The following is a 15,218-nucleotide window of genomic DNA, read 5'->3' on the forward strand; positions in this document are numbered from 1 at the left end:
ACGCCGTTCCAGCACCCCGCCACACGGCGTGTTGTGACCACTAGATGGCCACGACCGCCCGCAGTGAGAGGATGTGGCGGTGAACTCGCCGTCCGCCCAACGTCTCGCACGTGACGGCTTGGTGGCTCTCGTCGTGACGGCCGCCGCCGCCGGGGCGTGCGCGACGATGTGGTGGGCGGGGACAGCGATCGCATCCGACGGCTCCGCAGCCGTGCTCACCACGGTCGTCGCCCTGTCGCTGGGGCGCCGCACGTTCGGGACGCGGTTGGAGTTCGCGCGCTCGGCGGCACTGCTCCCGGTGATCGGCCTCTTGGCCGGGGCCATCGGGTGGCTGCTCCTCGTCCTTCCTCCTCTCGGTGCCGCGCTCTTCGTCGCGGGGATGAGCGTGCCGATCTGGATGCGCCGCTTCGGTCCCCGCGTCGCTCACCTCGGCGCGCTGATCGCCCTCCCACTGACGGCCGTCCTCGTCGCACCGGTCTCCCCCAGCCCCGGCGTACCGGCGTGGGTCACGGCGTTGCTCGTGCTGGTTGCGGGCGTCGTCGCCTCGTTGTGGGTCACCGTGGCCCGCGAGGTGCTCCGGCTGATCCCGGCGGAGCGGGGACGCATGCAGCAGGCCGAAGTGCTCCGCGCACAGGAGGCCGGCGTCCCAGCGCCTCGCGCAGGTCGGCGCCTGCCTGCCAGCACACGAATGGCTCTGCAGATGGCGGCCGCGCTGACGGCGGCATTCCTCGTCGGCTGGGCGATGTTCCCCGGCCATGTCATGTGGGTCGTTCTCACGGCCTTCCTGGTGTGCGCGGGCAATAGGGGGCGAGCGGATGTGGTGCACAAGAGCGCGCTCCGCGTCGTGGGGGCGCTCGGGGGGACGCTCGGCGCGCTAGCCGTGATCGCGCTGCTCCCGGGCGCGACGGGCCCGGGGGTCGTCATCGCGATCTTCGTCGCGTTGCTGGTGGGCACCTGGCTCCGACCGATCAGTTACGCGTTCTGGGCGGTGGCCGTCACCCTGGTGCTTTCGCTGCTGCAGGAGCTGACCGGCATGGTCACGCTGACCGCCGAGACCGGGATGCTCGCGGAACGCCTGGCCGCCATCGTCGTCGGCGCGATTCTCGGCATCGCGGCCAGTTGGTTCCTCCTGCCGGTACGGAGCACGGATGTGCTGCGGCGTCGCCTGTCCGACATGCTGCTCGCTCTGGGCGCGGTCGTCGCACCGGCACAGGAGGCCGCGGCGGACCAGGATGCGCTGGTCGCGGAATTTCGAGCAGCGGTCGGGCGCGTCGAGCAGCTAGCGCCGGCGAACCGGGCGGCGCGTCTGGTGCGCGGTCGTCGCCGCCCGCTGGCGATCGACTGCATAGAAGCGGCGGCCGCTCTGCCCGCGGCGCTGGACCTCCACCTCGCCGATGGTCCGGCGGCGGCGGCCGCGGGCGCCTCGGACAGGCTCCGGGTCGCGATCGGTCGAGCGCGTCGGTCTCTGGCCGCGCCGGTCGACTTCGAGCGGACGCACGCCGCACTCACGTCCCTCGCCGCCGTCTTGCGAGGTCCCGCCGCACCCTGAGCATCCCGGGGCCTGCGCATTAAGTTGTGCACAACTGAATTGCGTGCAATGATCGGGATATGCCGGTAACCGATGAGATGGTGTGCTTCTCGCTGTACGCCGCCACGCGTGCCACCACGCAGGCGTACCGCACGCTGCTGGAGCCCTGGGGGCTCACGTACCCGCAGTACCTGGTCCTCGTGACCCTGTGGATGGAGGGCGAGCAGACCGTCGGGTCGCTCGGCGACCACCTGCAGCTCGACTCGGGCACCCTCTCCCCGCTGCTGCGCCGCATGGAGCAGGCCGGTCTCGTCCGGCGCGAGCGTCGCCCCGGCGATGAGCGGGTCGTGACCGTGACCATCGGCGAGCGCGGGCAGGAGCTCCGCCCGCAGCTGGCCCACATCCCCGGGCGCATCGCCGCGGGCACCGGCCTGCCCGACGAGCAGGCGGCCGCCGCCCTCATCGACACGCTCCACCGGCTCACGGAGACCATGCACGCCGCAACGGCGGAGCAGCCGGTCTCCGCGACGAACTGAACGAAACATCCACGAAAGGCACCGATGAACGTCCTCTACACCGCAGAAGCACTCTCCACGGGCGCCGGCCGCGACGGCCGTGTCGCCACCAGCGACGGCACGTTCGCGCTCGACCTGGCCGTCCCGAAGGAGATGGGCGGTTCCGGCGCCGGCACGAACCCCGAGCAGCTGTTCGCCGCCGGATATGCGGCCTGCTTCCACTCGGCGCTGCAGGCGGTCGCCCGCAGCCAGAAGGTGAAGCTCGATGACTCGTCCGTCGGCGGCCGCGTGCAGATCGGCCCGAACGGTGACGGCGGCTACCAGCTGTCCGTGCTGCTCGAGGTCGTGCTGCCCGGCCTGGAGTCGGAGAAGGCGCAGGCGCTGGCGGATGCGGCGCACCAGGTGTGCCCGTACTCGAACGCCACGCGTGGCAACATCGACGTGACCATCACCGTCTCGGAGGACTGATCATGTCGGACACCATGAAGGCACTCGTCCACCAGCAGTTCGGCGACCCCGCCGAGGTGCTCGCCGTCGAGGAGCGACCGCTCCCGCAGGCCGGACCGGGCGAGGTCCGCGTGCGGATGCTGCTCTCCCCCATCCACAACCACGACCTGTGGACGGTCCGCGGCACCTACGGCTTCAAGCCGGAGCTCCCCGCAGCGGCCGGCACCGAGGCGCTCGGCGTGGTGGATGCGCTCGGCGACGGCGTCGAGGGGCTGACCGTCGGTCAGCGGGTCGTCACGGGCGGCACCTTCGGAGTGTGGGGCGAGTACTTCGTCACCCGCGCCGCCGGGCTCATCGCCGTGCCGGACGAACTCCCCGACGAGTCCGCCGCCCAGCTCGTGTCGATGCCGTTCAGCGCGATCAGCCTGTTGGAGTCGCTGGGCCTGAGCGAGGGCGACTGGCTCATCCAGAACGCCGCGAACGGCGCGGTCGGCCGGATGGTCGCCCAGCTGGGTGCCGCTCGCGGCCTCAACGTCGTGGGGCTCGTGCGCCGCGCCGCCGGCGTCGAAGAGCTGCGCGCGCAGGGCATCGAGCGCGTCATCGCGACCGACGACGAGGGATGGCGCGAGCAGCTCGCCGAGATCACCGGCGGAGCCCCCATCACCTCGGGCGTCGACTCCGTCGGCGGCTCCGCGGCGGGCGACGTTCTGTCGACCCTCGCCGAGAAGGGGACCCTGGTCGTCTTCGGCGCCATGGCGTCCCCGACGCTCGAGCTGTCGTCCGGCGACATCATCTTCAAGCAGACCACCGTCAAGGGATTCTGGGGCAGCGTGGTCAGCCGCGAGATGCCCGCCGACCAGCGCGGCCGGCTCTTCCAGGAGCTGTTCGCGCGCCTGCTCGACGGCACGCTGACGCTCCCGGTCGCCGGCACCTTCGGGCTGGACGACATCGCAGCAGCGGTCGCCGCCAGCGGCGAGCCGGGCCGCGTGGGCAAGGTGCTGCTGCGGCCCTGACCGGTTCCGGGGTGGGCGGCGGCCGGTAGCCTGAGGGCATGCTCACCCCGCCGGCCACCCCGAAGAAGCCTGTCGAACGCATCCACCACGGCGACGTCTACGTCGACGATTACGAGTGGCTGCGGGACAAGGACGACCCGGCGGTCGTCGCCCACCTGCACGAGGAGAACGCGTACACCAACGCGCGCACGGAGCACCTCGGCGTGCTGCGCGAGCAGATCTTCGACGAGATCAAGGCCCGCACTCGCGAGACCGACATGAGCGTGCCCGTCCGCGAGGGCGACTGGTGGTACTACACCCGCACGGTCAAGGGAAAGCAGTACGGCATCCACTGCCGGGCGCCGATCACGTCGGCCGACGACTGGGTGCCGCCGGTGCTCGACGAGGAGGCCCAGCGCACCGGCCTCCCGGGCGAGCAGATCCTGCTCGACGACAACGCCGAAGCCGAGGGCCACGACTTCTACGCGCTCGGCAGCTTCGACGTCAGCGCGGACGGGTCCCGGCTGCTCTGGGCCGTCGACACCGAAGGCGACGAGCGCTACACGGTCCGCGTCCGGTCCCTGGTGGACGACGGCGCAGCCTTCCCCGACGAGATCGAGGGGACCGGCGCCGGAGCGCTCTTCGACCAGACCGGCGCCTTCGTCTTCTACACGACCGTCGACGAGTCGTGGCGACCCGACACCGTCTGGCGCCACCGGGTCGGCGACGGCCCGGAGGTCGACGACGTCCAGGTATTCCACGAGCCGGACGAGCGGTACTGGATCGGCGTGGGCCTCACCCGCAGCCGCCGGTTCCTGGTGATCGAGGCCGGCTCCAACATCACCAGCGAGACCCGGCTGCTGCGCTCGGACGACCCGACCGGCGACTTCGCCGTCGTCTGGCCCCGCGTCGAGGGCGTCGAGTACGACGTCGAGCACGCCGTCGTGGGCGGCCACGACCGGCTGCTGATCGTCCACAACGACGGCGCCGTCAACTTCGAACTGGTGAGTGTCTCGGCCGACGACCCGCAGGGCCAGCGGCGGGTGCTGCTCCCCCACGACCCCGCCGTGCGCTTGGAGGGAGTGGATGCGTTCCGCGACTTCATCAGCGTCGAGTACCGCCGCGACGGGATGACGCGCGTGGCCGTCGCGCGAGTACCCGACCGCGACGGCGAGCGGGCCGCGGACGACACCCCGCACGAGCTGCACTTCGACGAGGAGCTCTTCACCGTCGGGGTCGGCGGCAACCCCGAGTGGACGCAGCCGTTCCTCCGCCTCGGCTACGGCAGCTTCGTCACACCGTCCTCGGTCTACGACTACGACGTGCGGACCGGGGAGCTCGCGCTGCGCAAGCAGCAGCCGGTGCTCGGCGGCTTCGACCCGTCGCTGTTCGAGCAGCGCAGGGAGTGGGCGACCGCCCCGGACGGCGCGCGCATCCCGATCTCGCTGGTCTACCGCCGCGACCTGGTGACGCCGGGCGAGCCCGCCCCGCTGGTGCTCTACGGCTACGGATCGTACGAGGCGAGCATGGATCCGTCGTTCGGCATCCCGCGCCTGAGCCTGCTCGACCGCGGCGTCGTCTTCGCGATCGCGCACGTGCGCGGCGGCGGAGAGCTGGGCCGGCTCTGGTACGAGAACGGCAAGAAGCTGCACAAGAAGAACACGTTCACCGACTTCGTGGCGGCGGCACGTCATCTCGTCGACCGCGGCTGGACGGAGCCGTCCCGGATGGCCGCTCAAGGCGGCAGCGCCGGCGGCCTGCTGATGGGCGCCGTCGCGAACCTGGCCCCGCGCGACTTCGCCGGAATCCTCGCCGAGGTGCCGTTCGTGGATCCGCTGACCAGCATCCTCGACCCCTCCCTCCCGCTCACGGTGATCGAGTGGGACGAGTGGGGCGACCCGCTGCACGATGCAGAGGTCTACGACTACATGAAGTCGTACTCACCGCTGGAGAACGTGCACGCCACGCACTATCCGCGCATCCTCGCCGTCACGAGCCTCAACGACACCCGCGTGCTGTACGTCGAGCCGGCCAAATGGGTGGCGAAGCTGCGCGAGGTGGATGCGGACCCCCTGCTCAAGATCGAGATGGCCGCGGGCCATGGAGGCGTCTCCGGGCGGTACGCCGCCTGGCGCGAGCGGGCGTTCACGCTCGCCTGGCTGCTCGACGTGGTGGGAGCGCATCCCTCGGGTGAGTGAGGAGGAGACGGTGAAGGCCGACCTGAAGAAGGAGCTGCCGTCGTACGTCGCGAAGCGCGGGCGCTTCGACATCATCACGGTGCCGCCCCTGCGCTACCTGACGATCGACGGGCAGGGGGATCCCAACACGTCGGACGCGTACCGGGATGCTCTGCAGACGCTCTACCCCGTCGCCTACGCGGTCAAGTTCCTCAGCAAGCGCTCGCTCGACCGCGACTACACGGTCATGCCGTTGGAGGCGCTGTGGTGGGCCGACGACATGGAGGCGTTCACGTCCGCGCGCGACAAGTCGCAGTGGCACTGGACCGTGCTCAACCTCCTCCCGGACTGGATCACGGACGAGCACCTGGCGGAGGCGCGCGAAACATCGGCCCGCAAGCGCGGAGTGCTGCCCCTGGCCGCTCTCCGGATCGAGACGCTCGACGAGGGCTTGTGCGTCCAGACGCTCCACCTCGGCTCGTACGACGACGAAGCATCGGTGCTCGACGCGATGCACAACTCGTTCATCCCCGAGTCGGGCCTGCGGATGACGGGACGACACCACGAGATCTACCTCAGTGACGCCCGCCGCACCGCGCCGGAGAAGCTGCGCACCATCCTGCGCCAGCCCGTCGAGCGCGTCTGAAGCGGCGGCGCCGCGCGCCCGCTCAGCCGAGGTCGTCCGGGTCCTTACCGGTCCGCTCCCCCGTCTCGAGCGAGGCGATCGCGGCGAGGTCGTCCGCATCCAGCTCGAAACCGAACACGTCGAGATTGGTTCGGATGCGCTCCGGAGAGGTGGACTTCGGGATGACCACGTTGCCCAGCTGCAGCTGCCAGCGGATGACCACCTGCGCCGGTGTGACACCGTGCTTCTCCGCGAGCCGGTCGAGCGTCGGATCGCCGAGGATACGTCCGCGGGCGAGCGGCGACCACGCCTCGGTCCCGATCCCATGGGCGGAGTCGTAGGCGCGCACCTCGGACTGCGGCAGCCACGGGTGCAGCTCCACCTGGTTCACCGCCGGGACGGTCCCGGTCTCACGGGCCAGCCGGTCGAGGTGGTGGGTGTGGAAGTTGGCGACGCCGATCGAGCGCGCGCGCCCCTCATCCCGCACGCGCTCCAGCGCCCGCCAGGTGTCCACGTACCGGTCGCTCTTCGGGGCGGGCCAGTGGATGAGGAAGAGGTCGACCGTGTCGAAGCCGAGCCGTTCGAGGCTCGCATCGAAGGAGCGCAGCGTCGACTCGTAGCCGTTTTCGGTCCACCACACCTTGCTGGTGACGAACACCTCCGAGCGGCCCAGGCCGCTGCGCCGCACCCCCTCACCGACGCCGCGCTCGTTCTCGTAGAACGCCGCCGTGTCGATGTGGCGGTACCCGGCCTCCAGCGCCGCGACCACCGCGTCCGCCGTCTCGGTCTCCGGGATCTTGTACACGCCGAAGCCCAGCTGGGGGATGGTGTTGCCGTCGTTGAGAGTCAACTGCGGGATGCTCGCCATGGGTTCATTCTGCCGCGCCTCGCGCGTACAGGTGGGGTGACCGAAAGGAGAAGGACACATGGCATTGAATGACAAGACCATCGCGTTCCTGGTCGGACCGGAAGGCATCGAGCAGGCGGAACTGGTGGAACCGTGGAAGGCCGTCAGCGACGCCGGCGGCACGCCCAAGCTGATCTCCCAGGAGGAGGGCGAAGTCCAGGCGTACAACCACCTCACCCCGGCCGACACGTTCCCGGTGGATGCGAGCCTCGGTTCGGTGAGCGCTGACCAGTACGACGCACTGGTGCTCCCGGGAGGGGTCGCCAACGGCGACCAGGTCCGCACGTTCCCCGAGGCGGTGTCGCTGGTGAAGGCGTTCGCCGACGCCGGCAAGCCGATCGCGGTGATCTGCCACGGTGGGTGGGTGCTCGTCGAGGCGGGCGTGGTCGATGGTCGCACTCTGACGAGCTGGCCCAGCCTGAAGACCGACTACCGCAACGCGGGCGCGACCTGGGTCGACGAGGAGGTCGTGGTCGACGACGGACCGTTCACGCTCGTCTCCTCGCGCAAGCCCGACGACCTCCCGGCGTTCAACCGCGAGCTGCTGAAGGCGTTCGAGTAGAGGCCCGTGGGCGTTCCCTGGCAAACGCCTCCACGCGGGTTGCGTCGTGGTCGGAGCTGCGGGAACGTAGGCGACTCCTGGAACATCGAAAGGAAGGAGAGCACATGCTCACCCTCACTGAGAACGCCAGCACGATCGTCAAGACGCTGACCGAGCAGTCCCCGGACGAGTCCGCGGGCCTGCGCATCAGCAGCAACAACCCCGACAACACCGCCTTCGCGGCGGCGGTCACCCCGGAGCCGGAAGCCTCCGACCGGGTGGTCGAGTCGGGCGGGGCCCGCATCTTCCTGGAGACGCAGGCCGCGGAGGTTCTCGACGACAAGGTCCTCGACGCACAGGTCGACGACCAGGGAGCCGTCAGCTTCGCCATCGGCGTCACCGCATAGCGGACGCCGCGCGCAGAGAAGGCCCGGAGCCAGAGGCTCCGGGCCTTCTCTGTGTCTGTCTGTCTCTCCGTCTCAGACCGTGCTCACGTCGCCGTCATGGGACTCGGCGAGTTCGTCGACGACGATCGGCTGCGGGGCGGTGCGGTCCTCCGGAAGGCCCCACAGGGCCTCGCCCTCGCCCGCGTCGAGGAGGAACTCCACCGCGAGCGTCCAATAGGGGACGATCTTCATCGGCGGGATGTCCTCCTCGCCAGGGAAGTGTGCCGCGAAATGCACCTCGGGCTCGCCGCGGATCGGATCGGCGGCCGCGACCAGGCCGTAGTAGTTCTCGTCGTCCACGACCCGCCAGCGTCCCTGGCGGCCGTGCTCGGGCTCCAGGCGCACCGAGTACCCGCCGTACGAGAAGTCGGGGCCGGGAGGCAGGGAGGCGCGCTCATCCTTCGTCATGCTTCCGTTGTACGACCTCGCACCCGCTCGGACAACTCGTTCACTTGCCTAGCGAATCGGTGTATGGCTACACCGGCCCCTCCCTATGTCAATGCCTCGACCGTCACGGGCGGCGGGCATGGAGTGGGCGCCAGGTGACAGCCGCGACACCCGCGGCGGCCGCGACAACGGGGAGGACGACATGCTGGCGATGACCTACCGCGGGCCGTACAAGATCCGTGTGGAGGAGAAGGACAGACCGAAGATCGAGCATCCCCAGGACGCGATCGTCCGGGTGACCCTCGCAGCGATCTGCGGGTCCGACCTGCATCTGTATCACGGCATGATGCCCGACACCCGGATCGGCCACACGTTCGGCCACGAGTTCATCGGGGTCGTCGACGAGATCGGTTCGGATGTTCAGAACCTCAAGGTCGGCGACCGCGTCATGGTGCCGTTCAACGTCTTCTGCGGCAGCTGCTACTTCTGCGTCCGAGGCCTGTACTCGAATTGCCACAACGTGAACCCGAACGCCACCGCCGTCGGCGGCATCTACGGCTACTCGCACACGACCGGCGGGTACGACGGCGGACAGGCCGAGTACGTCCGCGTGCCGTTCGCCGACGTCGGCCCGACGATCATCCCCGACTGGATGGCCGACGAGGACGCCGTCCTGCTCACGGACGCCCTGCCGACCGGCTACTTCGGTGCCCAGCTCGGCGAGATCACGGAGGGCGACACGGTGGTGGTCTTCGGCGCCGGCCCGGTCGGGCAGTTCGCCGCCAAGTCGTCGTGGCTGATGGGCGCGGGCCGCGTCGTCGTCGTCGACCATCTGGACTACCGGCTGGCGAAGGCGGAGCAGTTCGCACAGGCGGAGACCTACAACTTCACACAGGTCGGCGACATCGTGCGGACGCTCAAGCACGCCACGGACGGGCTCGGTGCCGACGTCGTGATCGACGCGGTCGGCGCGGAGGCGGACGGCTCAGCGCTGCAGCACATCACCTCGGCCAAGCTGAAGCTGCAGGGCGGCTCCCCGGTCGCGCTGAACTGGGCGATCGACTCCGTCCGCAAGGGCGGCACCGTCTCGGTGATGGGCGCCTACGGCCCCCTCTTCAGCGCCGTCAAGTTCGGCGACGCGATGAACAAGGGACTCAGGATCAACACCAACCAGTGCCCGGTGAAGCGGCAGTGGCCTCGGCTGTTCGAGCACGTCCGCAACGGCTACCTGAAGCCGAGCGAGATCGTGACCCACCGCGTCCCCCTGGAGCACATCCAGGACGGATACCACCTCTTCTCGTCGAAGCTCGACGGGATCATCAAGCCCCTCGTCGTGCCGAGCGCCGCGTAGACGCTGCGGAGAAAGGACAGGACCATGCCGTACGTCGCAAGCGACCACACGAAGAAGTACGACCCGGATGCGCTCCGGCAGCGCATCCCCGGCTGGGGTGTCGACAGCGATCCCGCCGATCGGCCCTCGCACCCCCGGGAACGCGTGGACGCGGAATCCACGGGTGCCCACTGGACCCTCCCCGTGCTCCAGGAGCCGCGCGAGGGAAGGGAGCGGTCGGTCGAGCACGAGATGCTGACGCCCGTGTTCGGTACCGCCCAACCCCTGCACGGAGTGTCGGGCGCCATCCGCCGCTTCGCCTACGACCGGTACAGCGAGGGGCAGACCGCGCACTGGCTGCTCCTGGTGGCCGGAGATCGGGTGGATGCGATCGGCGCCCACGTGAAGTCGTTGGCGAGCAGGCGTCCCGACGACCCGATCACCGAGTCCGGGGTCCTCGCCGAGTTCGGTCACCATCCGCTGTCCTCCCGGTTCGGGACGCGGCGAGCCGACGTCAAGCACAACTGGCTGGACCCGATCATCGTGCTGGGCCCCTGGGTGCTCGCGGGTGTCGTCGTCGTCCGGACGGTGGCGAAGGTCGCCAGGCGTTAGCGTCCGTCTGGCGTCGGCGTTCGTCTGGCGAACGGGCGGAGTGAACCGATCGTTCTGCCGCACCGGGCGGAGCCGCTGTCAACCAGTGGCTCCGCCTCGGCGGCGGTCTTTCGATGGTCTCCGGTGCGCGGGCCGCCTCAACCCCGCTCGGCGGCTCGCGTACCAGCCTCTCGCTAGGGAGCGCTGACCTCTTCGGCGACGGAATCGGCCTCGCCCCCGGCCTCCGCTTCGGCGTCGTCTCCCCGGAACTGGGTCATGTACAGCTCGTAGTAGGCGCCGCGGCGTTCCAGCAGGGTCGCGTGGTCGCCCTGCTCGACGATGCGGCCGTGCTCCATCACCAGGATGGTGTGGGCGTCGCGGATCGTCGAGAGCCGGTGGGCGATCACGAACGAGGTCCGGTCGGTGCGCAGGGCGGCCATCGCGTGCTGCACGAGCAGCTCGGTGCGCGTGTCCACCGACGACGTCGCCTCGTCGAGGATGAGCAGCGACGGGTTCGCGATGAACGCCCGGGCGATCGTGATCAGCTGGCGCTCACCGGCGGAGACGTTGCCACCCTCCGAGTCGATGACGGTGTCGTAGCCGTCCGGCAGCTGGCGCACGAAACGGTCCACCATGGTGGCCTTCGCGGCGGCGATCACTTCGTCGTCCGTCGCGTCGAGCCGGCCGTAGCGGATGTTCTCGCGGATCGTGCCGGAGAACAGCCAGGCGTCCTGCAGCACCATCCCGACCTGACTGCGGAGCTCGTCGCGCGACAGGTGCGTCGTGTCGATCCCGTCGAGCCGGATCGCACCTCCGCTGAGCTCGTAGAACCGCATGATGAGGTTGACGAGCGTCGTCTTGCCCGCGCCCGTCGGTCCGACGATCGCCACGGTGCTGCCCGGCTGGACGCTGAGCGACAGGTCGCGGATGAGTTCCACCTCGGGGTCGTAGGAGAAGTCGACGTGGTCGAGCTCGACCCGGCCGTCGGCGCGCTCGGGCAGGTGCTCGGTCGCGGTGTCGGGCGTCTGCTCCTCCGAGTCGAGGAACTCGAACGTCCGCTCGGCGGACGCGACGCCGGACTGCAGCATGTTGGCCATGCCGGCGATCTGGCCGATCGGCTGCGAGAACTCCCGCGAGTATTGGATGAACGCGGTCGCGTCGCCGATCGTGAGCTGGCCGGCCGCGACCTTGAGCCCGCCCACCACGGCGATCAGCACGTACGACAGGTAGGAGACGAAGTTCATCGCCGGCATGATGCTGCCGGAAACGAACTGCGCGCCGACCTGCGCCTGGTGCAGCTTGGCGTTGCGCGCATCGAACTCGTCGAGCATGACGGCGTCACGGCCGAAGGCGCGGACCAGGTCGAGACCCGAGTACGACTCCTCGATGTGCCCGTTGAGCGACCCGGTCGACGCCCACTGCGCCTTGAACAGCTTTTGCGACCGCGTTCCGATCACCCCGGCGAGGACACCCGAGAGCGGGATCGAGATGAGCGCGATCAACGCCAGCTGCCACGAGACGATGAACATCATGATGCCGATGCCGATGACCGTCAGCACCGACTGGATGAGTTGCGAGAACGCTTGCTGCAGCGCCGTCTGGATGTTGTCGACGTCGTTGGTGACGCGCGACATCAAATCGCCGCGCTGCCGCGTGTCGAAGTAGCTCAGCGGGAGGCGGTTGAGTTTCGCCTCCACGTCCTTGCGCAGACCGTAGACGACCCGCATGACCAGCGCGTTCAGCAGGTAGCCCTGCCACCACTGCAGCAGCGAGGCCACGATGTAGAAGGCGAGCACGATCATCAGCAGCCGGCCGAGCTCGGTGAAGTCGATCCCCTGGTCGGTGGTCACGCCGGAGCCGGCGACCACGTCGGCGAGCTGGTTCTGCCCGCTCGCGCGCAGCTGCTCGACGACCTGGTCGATGGGCACACCCTTGGGGAGCTGCGAGCTGATGACGCCCTGGAAGATGACGTTGGTGGCGTCACCGAGGATCTTGGGGGCGATCACGATGAGCACGACGGAGACGACCGTCAGGAGCGTGACCCACGCCATCCCCAGCCACTCCGGCTTGAGCAGGCCGAGCAGCCGCTTGAAGGAGGGCCAGAAGTTCTCGGCCTTCTTCGCCGGGGCGCCGCCGAACATGTCGCCGTCGCCCTCGCCGGGCGTGAAGTCGTACTCCTCTTCGAGCTCGTCGAGGACGATGTCCGTCGCGGTCGGGTTCTGACCCTCTTCGGGACGACCGCCGCGCTTCTTGCGTTCCGTGCTGCGTGCCATCTCAGGCCACCTCCAGACTGAGCTGCGATTCGACGATCTGGCGGTAGGTCTCGTTGCTCTCGACGAGCTCGTCGTGCGTTCCACGGCCGACGACGCGTCCGTCGTCCATGACGATGATCGTGTCAGCCTCCCGGATGGTCGAGACGCGCTGGGCGACGACGATCACCGCCGAGTCCCCGGTGGAGTCGGCGAGCGCGCGTCTCAACCGCGCGTCGGTGGCGACGTCGAGCGCCGAGAACGAGTCGTCGAAGAGGAACACCTTGGGCTGCGCCACCAGGGCGCGCGCGATGCACAACCGCTGGCGCTGACCGCCGGACACGTTGGTCCCGCCCTGCGAGATGCGCTCGTCGAGGCCCTTGTCTTTGGCGCGGACGAAGTCTTCGGCCTGCGCGACGCGGAGCGCCTCCCACAACTCGGCGTCGGTGGCGTCCGGCCGGCCGAAGCGGAGGTTGGACGCGATCGTCCCGGAGAACAGGTACGGCCGCTGGGGCACGAAGCCGAGCACGCCGGCGATCTGCTGCCGGGTCAGGCTGTCGACGGCGACACCGCCGATGCGGACCTGCCCGCTCTGCGGGGTGAACAGGTCGGCGATGACCGACACGAGCGTGGTCTTGCCCGAACCCGTGGAGCCCACGATGGCGGTCACCTCCCCCGGCTCTGCCGTGAAGGACACGTCGCTGAGGACCGGCTTCTCGGCTCCCGGGTACCCGAAGGTCACGTTCTGGACCTCGACACGACCGTCGGCCGGGAGCGCCGCCGCGCCGTCGCCGGCCTGGTTTGTGCTCGGCTTCGCTCCGAGGACCTCCTCGATGCGCTCAGCGCACACCATCGCGCGCGGGATCATCATCGCCATGAACACGCCCATCATCACGGCGACCAGGATCTGCAGCAGGTACTGCAGGAACGCGGTCAGCGCGCCGATCTGGATGTCGCCCGCATCCACGCGGTGACCGCCGAACCACAGCACGGCGACGGTGGCCACGTTGAGGATGAGCATGATGATCGGGAACATCAGCACGAAGACGTTGCCGACCTTGACCGAGATGCGGGTGAGCGCGGCGTTGGCGTCGTCGTAGCGCTGGGTCTCGAACCGCTCCCGCACGAAGGCGCGGATCACGCGGATGCCGACGATCTGCTCGCGGATGACCCCGTTCACCCCGTCGATGCGCTCCTGCATGACGCGGAACATCGGGAGCAGCAGCCACACGAGGATGCCGACGACGATGAAGAGGACGGCCACCGAAACCCAGATCAGCCAGGACAGGCCCGCGTCGACCCGCACGGCGAAGATGATGCCCGCGATGCACATGATCGGCGTCGAGACCATGAAGTTGAACGTCATCAGCAGGAGCATCTGCACCTGCTGCACGTCGTTGGTGTTGCGGGTGATGAGCGTCGGCATCCCCCACCGCGCGAGGTCGAGCGAGGGCAGCGCATCCACCTTGCGGTAGAAGGAGCGCCGGATGTCCTTGCCGGCCGACATGGACGCGCGAGCACCGAAGTAGGTCGCCGTGACGGCCGCGATCACCTGGACGAAGCAGACGACGAGCATCATGCCGCCGGTGCTCCAGATGAAGTCGGTGTCGCCCTTGACGACGCCCTTGTCGATGATGTCGGCGTTGAGGGTCGGGAGGTACAAGGCGGCCATGGTGGCGATCAGTTGGAGGATCACCACCGCAGTCACCGAGCGCCAGTACGGGCGCACGAAGCGAAGCGAAAGTCGAAGCAGAGTCACAAGGATTCCCCGGGTGTGCTGTGTGTGGAGTTCGATGCCGTCGATGAGCGACAAGAACGACGCTATTGACTATTGAGGACGAACGATGTCCTCAATGATGATGCGTCGCCGCCGATCAGGCGGCTGTGTAGTGGACGTGCAGGACGCCGTTGTCGTAGGCGTCATGCTGGCGCAGCCGAAGTTTAGCGGGTGCGCTGCCCTCCGGAAACAGGCGGGCGCCGGTCCCGCGGACCAGCGGGTAGACGAACAGGTGCAGCGAGCTGACGAGCCCGTCGGCGAGCAGCGAGCGCACCAGCGAACCCGAGCCGCTCACGTAGACGCCGTTGTACCCGTCGGCGAACTCGCGGATGCGGTCGGCGTCGTACGCACCCAGCGAGCGCGAGTTGCGCCAGGTGCTCTCGGCGGTCTGGTCGTCCAGCGTCCCGCTGACGACGCCCTTCGGGCTGTCGTTGAAGAACGGAGCGCCCGGGTCCTCCTGAGCGCTGCGCTGCGACCAGGCGGGGGCGAACATCTCGAAGGTGCGCCGGCCGAGCAGGATGGCGTCGGACGCCCGCGTGATCCGCCCGATGTCGTCGCCCATCTCCGGGTCGAACCCGTATTCGGCGGTCCAGCTCGGATCCTCGAACACCCCGTCCAGCGAGATGAATTCGTGCACAGCGATGGCGCCCATACGATTCCCCTCTCCCCCGGAACAGCCTAGGGGCCGGCCCGGCATTACGAAACC

The 15,218-nt window shown here is 69.1% G+C and carries 15 protein-coding genes; 10 read left to right on the forward strand and 5 right to left on the reverse strand.

The features are described 5' to 3' along the window. The first annotated feature begins 79 nt into the window (after positions 1 to 79). From QRN40_RS05230 to QRN40_RS05255, 6 genes are read left to right on the forward strand one after another with little or no spacing between them, the layout of a single operon-like run. Positions 80 to 1,549, forward strand: a complete 1,470-nt coding sequence (locus tag QRN40_RS05230; RefSeq protein ID WP_285114451.1) for an FUSC family protein — start codon at positions 80 to 82, stop codon at positions 1,547 to 1,549. A gap of 59 nt (positions 1,550 to 1,608) precedes the next feature. Further along, a complete protein-coding gene (locus QRN40_RS05235; protein WP_285114452.1) occupies positions 1,609 to 2,064 on the forward strand; it encodes a MarR family winged helix-turn-helix transcriptional regulator in 456 nt (151 codons plus the stop codon). 24 nt (positions 2,065 to 2,088) lie between these two features. Then, entirely contained in the window at positions 2,089 to 2,511 is a 423-nt protein-coding gene (locus QRN40_RS05240; RefSeq protein WP_285114453.1) for an organic hydroperoxide resistance protein, read from the forward strand. A gap of 14 nt (positions 2,512 to 2,525) precedes the next feature. Continuing rightward, complete coding sequence (locus QRN40_RS05245) at positions 2,526 to 3,503, forward strand: zinc-binding dehydrogenase (protein WP_285117444.1); 978 nt, start codon at positions 2,526 to 2,528, stop codon at positions 3,501 to 3,503. A 38-nt stretch (positions 3,504 to 3,541) separates the two neighbouring features. Further along, positions 3,542 to 5,680: a S9 family peptidase gene (locus QRN40_RS05250; RefSeq protein ID WP_285114454.1), complete on the forward strand. Its 2,139-nt coding sequence runs from the start codon at positions 3,542 to 3,544 to the stop codon at positions 5,678 to 5,680. A gap of 10 nt (positions 5,681 to 5,690) precedes the next feature. After that, positions 5,691 to 6,305, forward strand: coding sequence for a GyrI-like domain-containing protein (locus QRN40_RS05255; RefSeq protein WP_285117445.1), 615 nt, complete (start codon positions 5,691 to 5,693; stop codon positions 6,303 to 6,305). Between the two features lie 22 nt (positions 6,306 to 6,327). Here the strand turns inward: QRN40_RS05255 and QRN40_RS05260 are convergent, their stop codons facing one another. Next, positions 6,328 to 7,152: an aldo/keto reductase gene (locus QRN40_RS05260; RefSeq protein WP_285114455.1), complete on the reverse strand. Its 825-nt coding sequence runs from the start codon at positions 7,150 to 7,152 to the stop codon at positions 6,328 to 6,330. A 58-nt stretch (positions 7,153 to 7,210) separates the two neighbouring features. On the opposite strand from QRN40_RS05260, the gene QRN40_RS05265 reads away from it, so the two are divergent. Together QRN40_RS05265 and QRN40_RS05270 are read left to right on the forward strand one after the other, a co-directional pair. Beyond that, positions 7,211 to 7,753: a type 1 glutamine amidotransferase domain-containing protein gene (locus QRN40_RS05265; RefSeq protein WP_285114456.1), complete on the forward strand. Its 543-nt coding sequence runs from the start codon at positions 7,211 to 7,213 to the stop codon at positions 7,751 to 7,753. 104 nt (positions 7,754 to 7,857) lie between these two features. Beyond that, positions 7,858 to 8,139, forward strand: a complete 282-nt coding sequence (locus tag QRN40_RS05270) for a Fe-S cluster assembly protein HesB (RefSeq protein ID WP_285114458.1) — start codon at positions 7,858 to 7,860, stop codon at positions 8,137 to 8,139. Between the two features lie 72 nt (positions 8,140 to 8,211). Here QRN40_RS05270 and QRN40_RS05275 read toward each other — a convergent pair whose 3' ends face one another. Further along, positions 8,212 to 8,586 (reverse strand): hypothetical protein, encoded by a 375-nt coding sequence (locus tag QRN40_RS05275; RefSeq protein ID WP_285114459.1) that lies wholly within the window; start codon positions 8,584 to 8,586, stop codon positions 8,212 to 8,214. A 181-nt stretch (positions 8,587 to 8,767) separates the two neighbouring features. Between QRN40_RS05275 and QRN40_RS05280 the strand changes: the two genes are divergently transcribed. Together QRN40_RS05280 and QRN40_RS05285 are read left to right on the forward strand one after the other, a co-directional pair. Beyond that, positions 8,768 to 9,916 (forward strand): zinc-dependent alcohol dehydrogenase, encoded by a 1,149-nt coding sequence (locus QRN40_RS05280; protein ID WP_285117446.1) that lies wholly within the window; start codon positions 8,768 to 8,770, stop codon positions 9,914 to 9,916. 24 nt (positions 9,917 to 9,940) lie between these two features. Then, positions 9,941 to 10,507, forward strand: a complete 567-nt coding sequence (locus QRN40_RS05285) for a hypothetical protein (protein WP_285114460.1) — start codon at positions 9,941 to 9,943, stop codon at positions 10,505 to 10,507. A 173-nt stretch (positions 10,508 to 10,680) separates the two neighbouring features. On the opposite strand, the gene QRN40_RS05290 is transcribed toward QRN40_RS05285, so the two are convergent. The 3 genes from QRN40_RS05290 to QRN40_RS05300 form a co-directional block, all read right to left on the reverse strand. Then, on the reverse strand, positions 10,681 to 12,759 hold the full coding sequence (locus QRN40_RS05290) for an ABC transporter ATP-binding protein (RefSeq protein ID WP_285114461.1): 2,079 nt from the start codon (positions 12,757 to 12,759) through the stop codon (positions 10,681 to 10,683). 1 nt (position 12,760) lies between these two features. Continuing rightward, a complete protein-coding gene (locus QRN40_RS05295) occupies positions 12,761 to 14,494 on the reverse strand; it encodes an ABC transporter ATP-binding protein (RefSeq protein WP_285114462.1) in 1,734 nt (577 codons plus the stop codon). Between the two features lie 115 nt (positions 14,495 to 14,609). After that, positions 14,610 to 15,164 (reverse strand): dihydrofolate reductase family protein, encoded by a 555-nt coding sequence (locus QRN40_RS05300; RefSeq protein WP_285114463.1) that lies wholly within the window; start codon positions 15,162 to 15,164, stop codon positions 14,610 to 14,612. Between the last annotated feature and the right edge of the window lie 54 nt (positions 15,165 to 15,218).

The sequence above is a fragment of the Leifsonia sp. fls2-241-R2A-40a genome (genome assembly GCF_030209575.1).
In the GTDB taxonomy this organism is placed as follows: Bacteria; Actinomycetota; Actinomycetes; order Actinomycetales; family Microbacteriaceae; genus Leifsonia.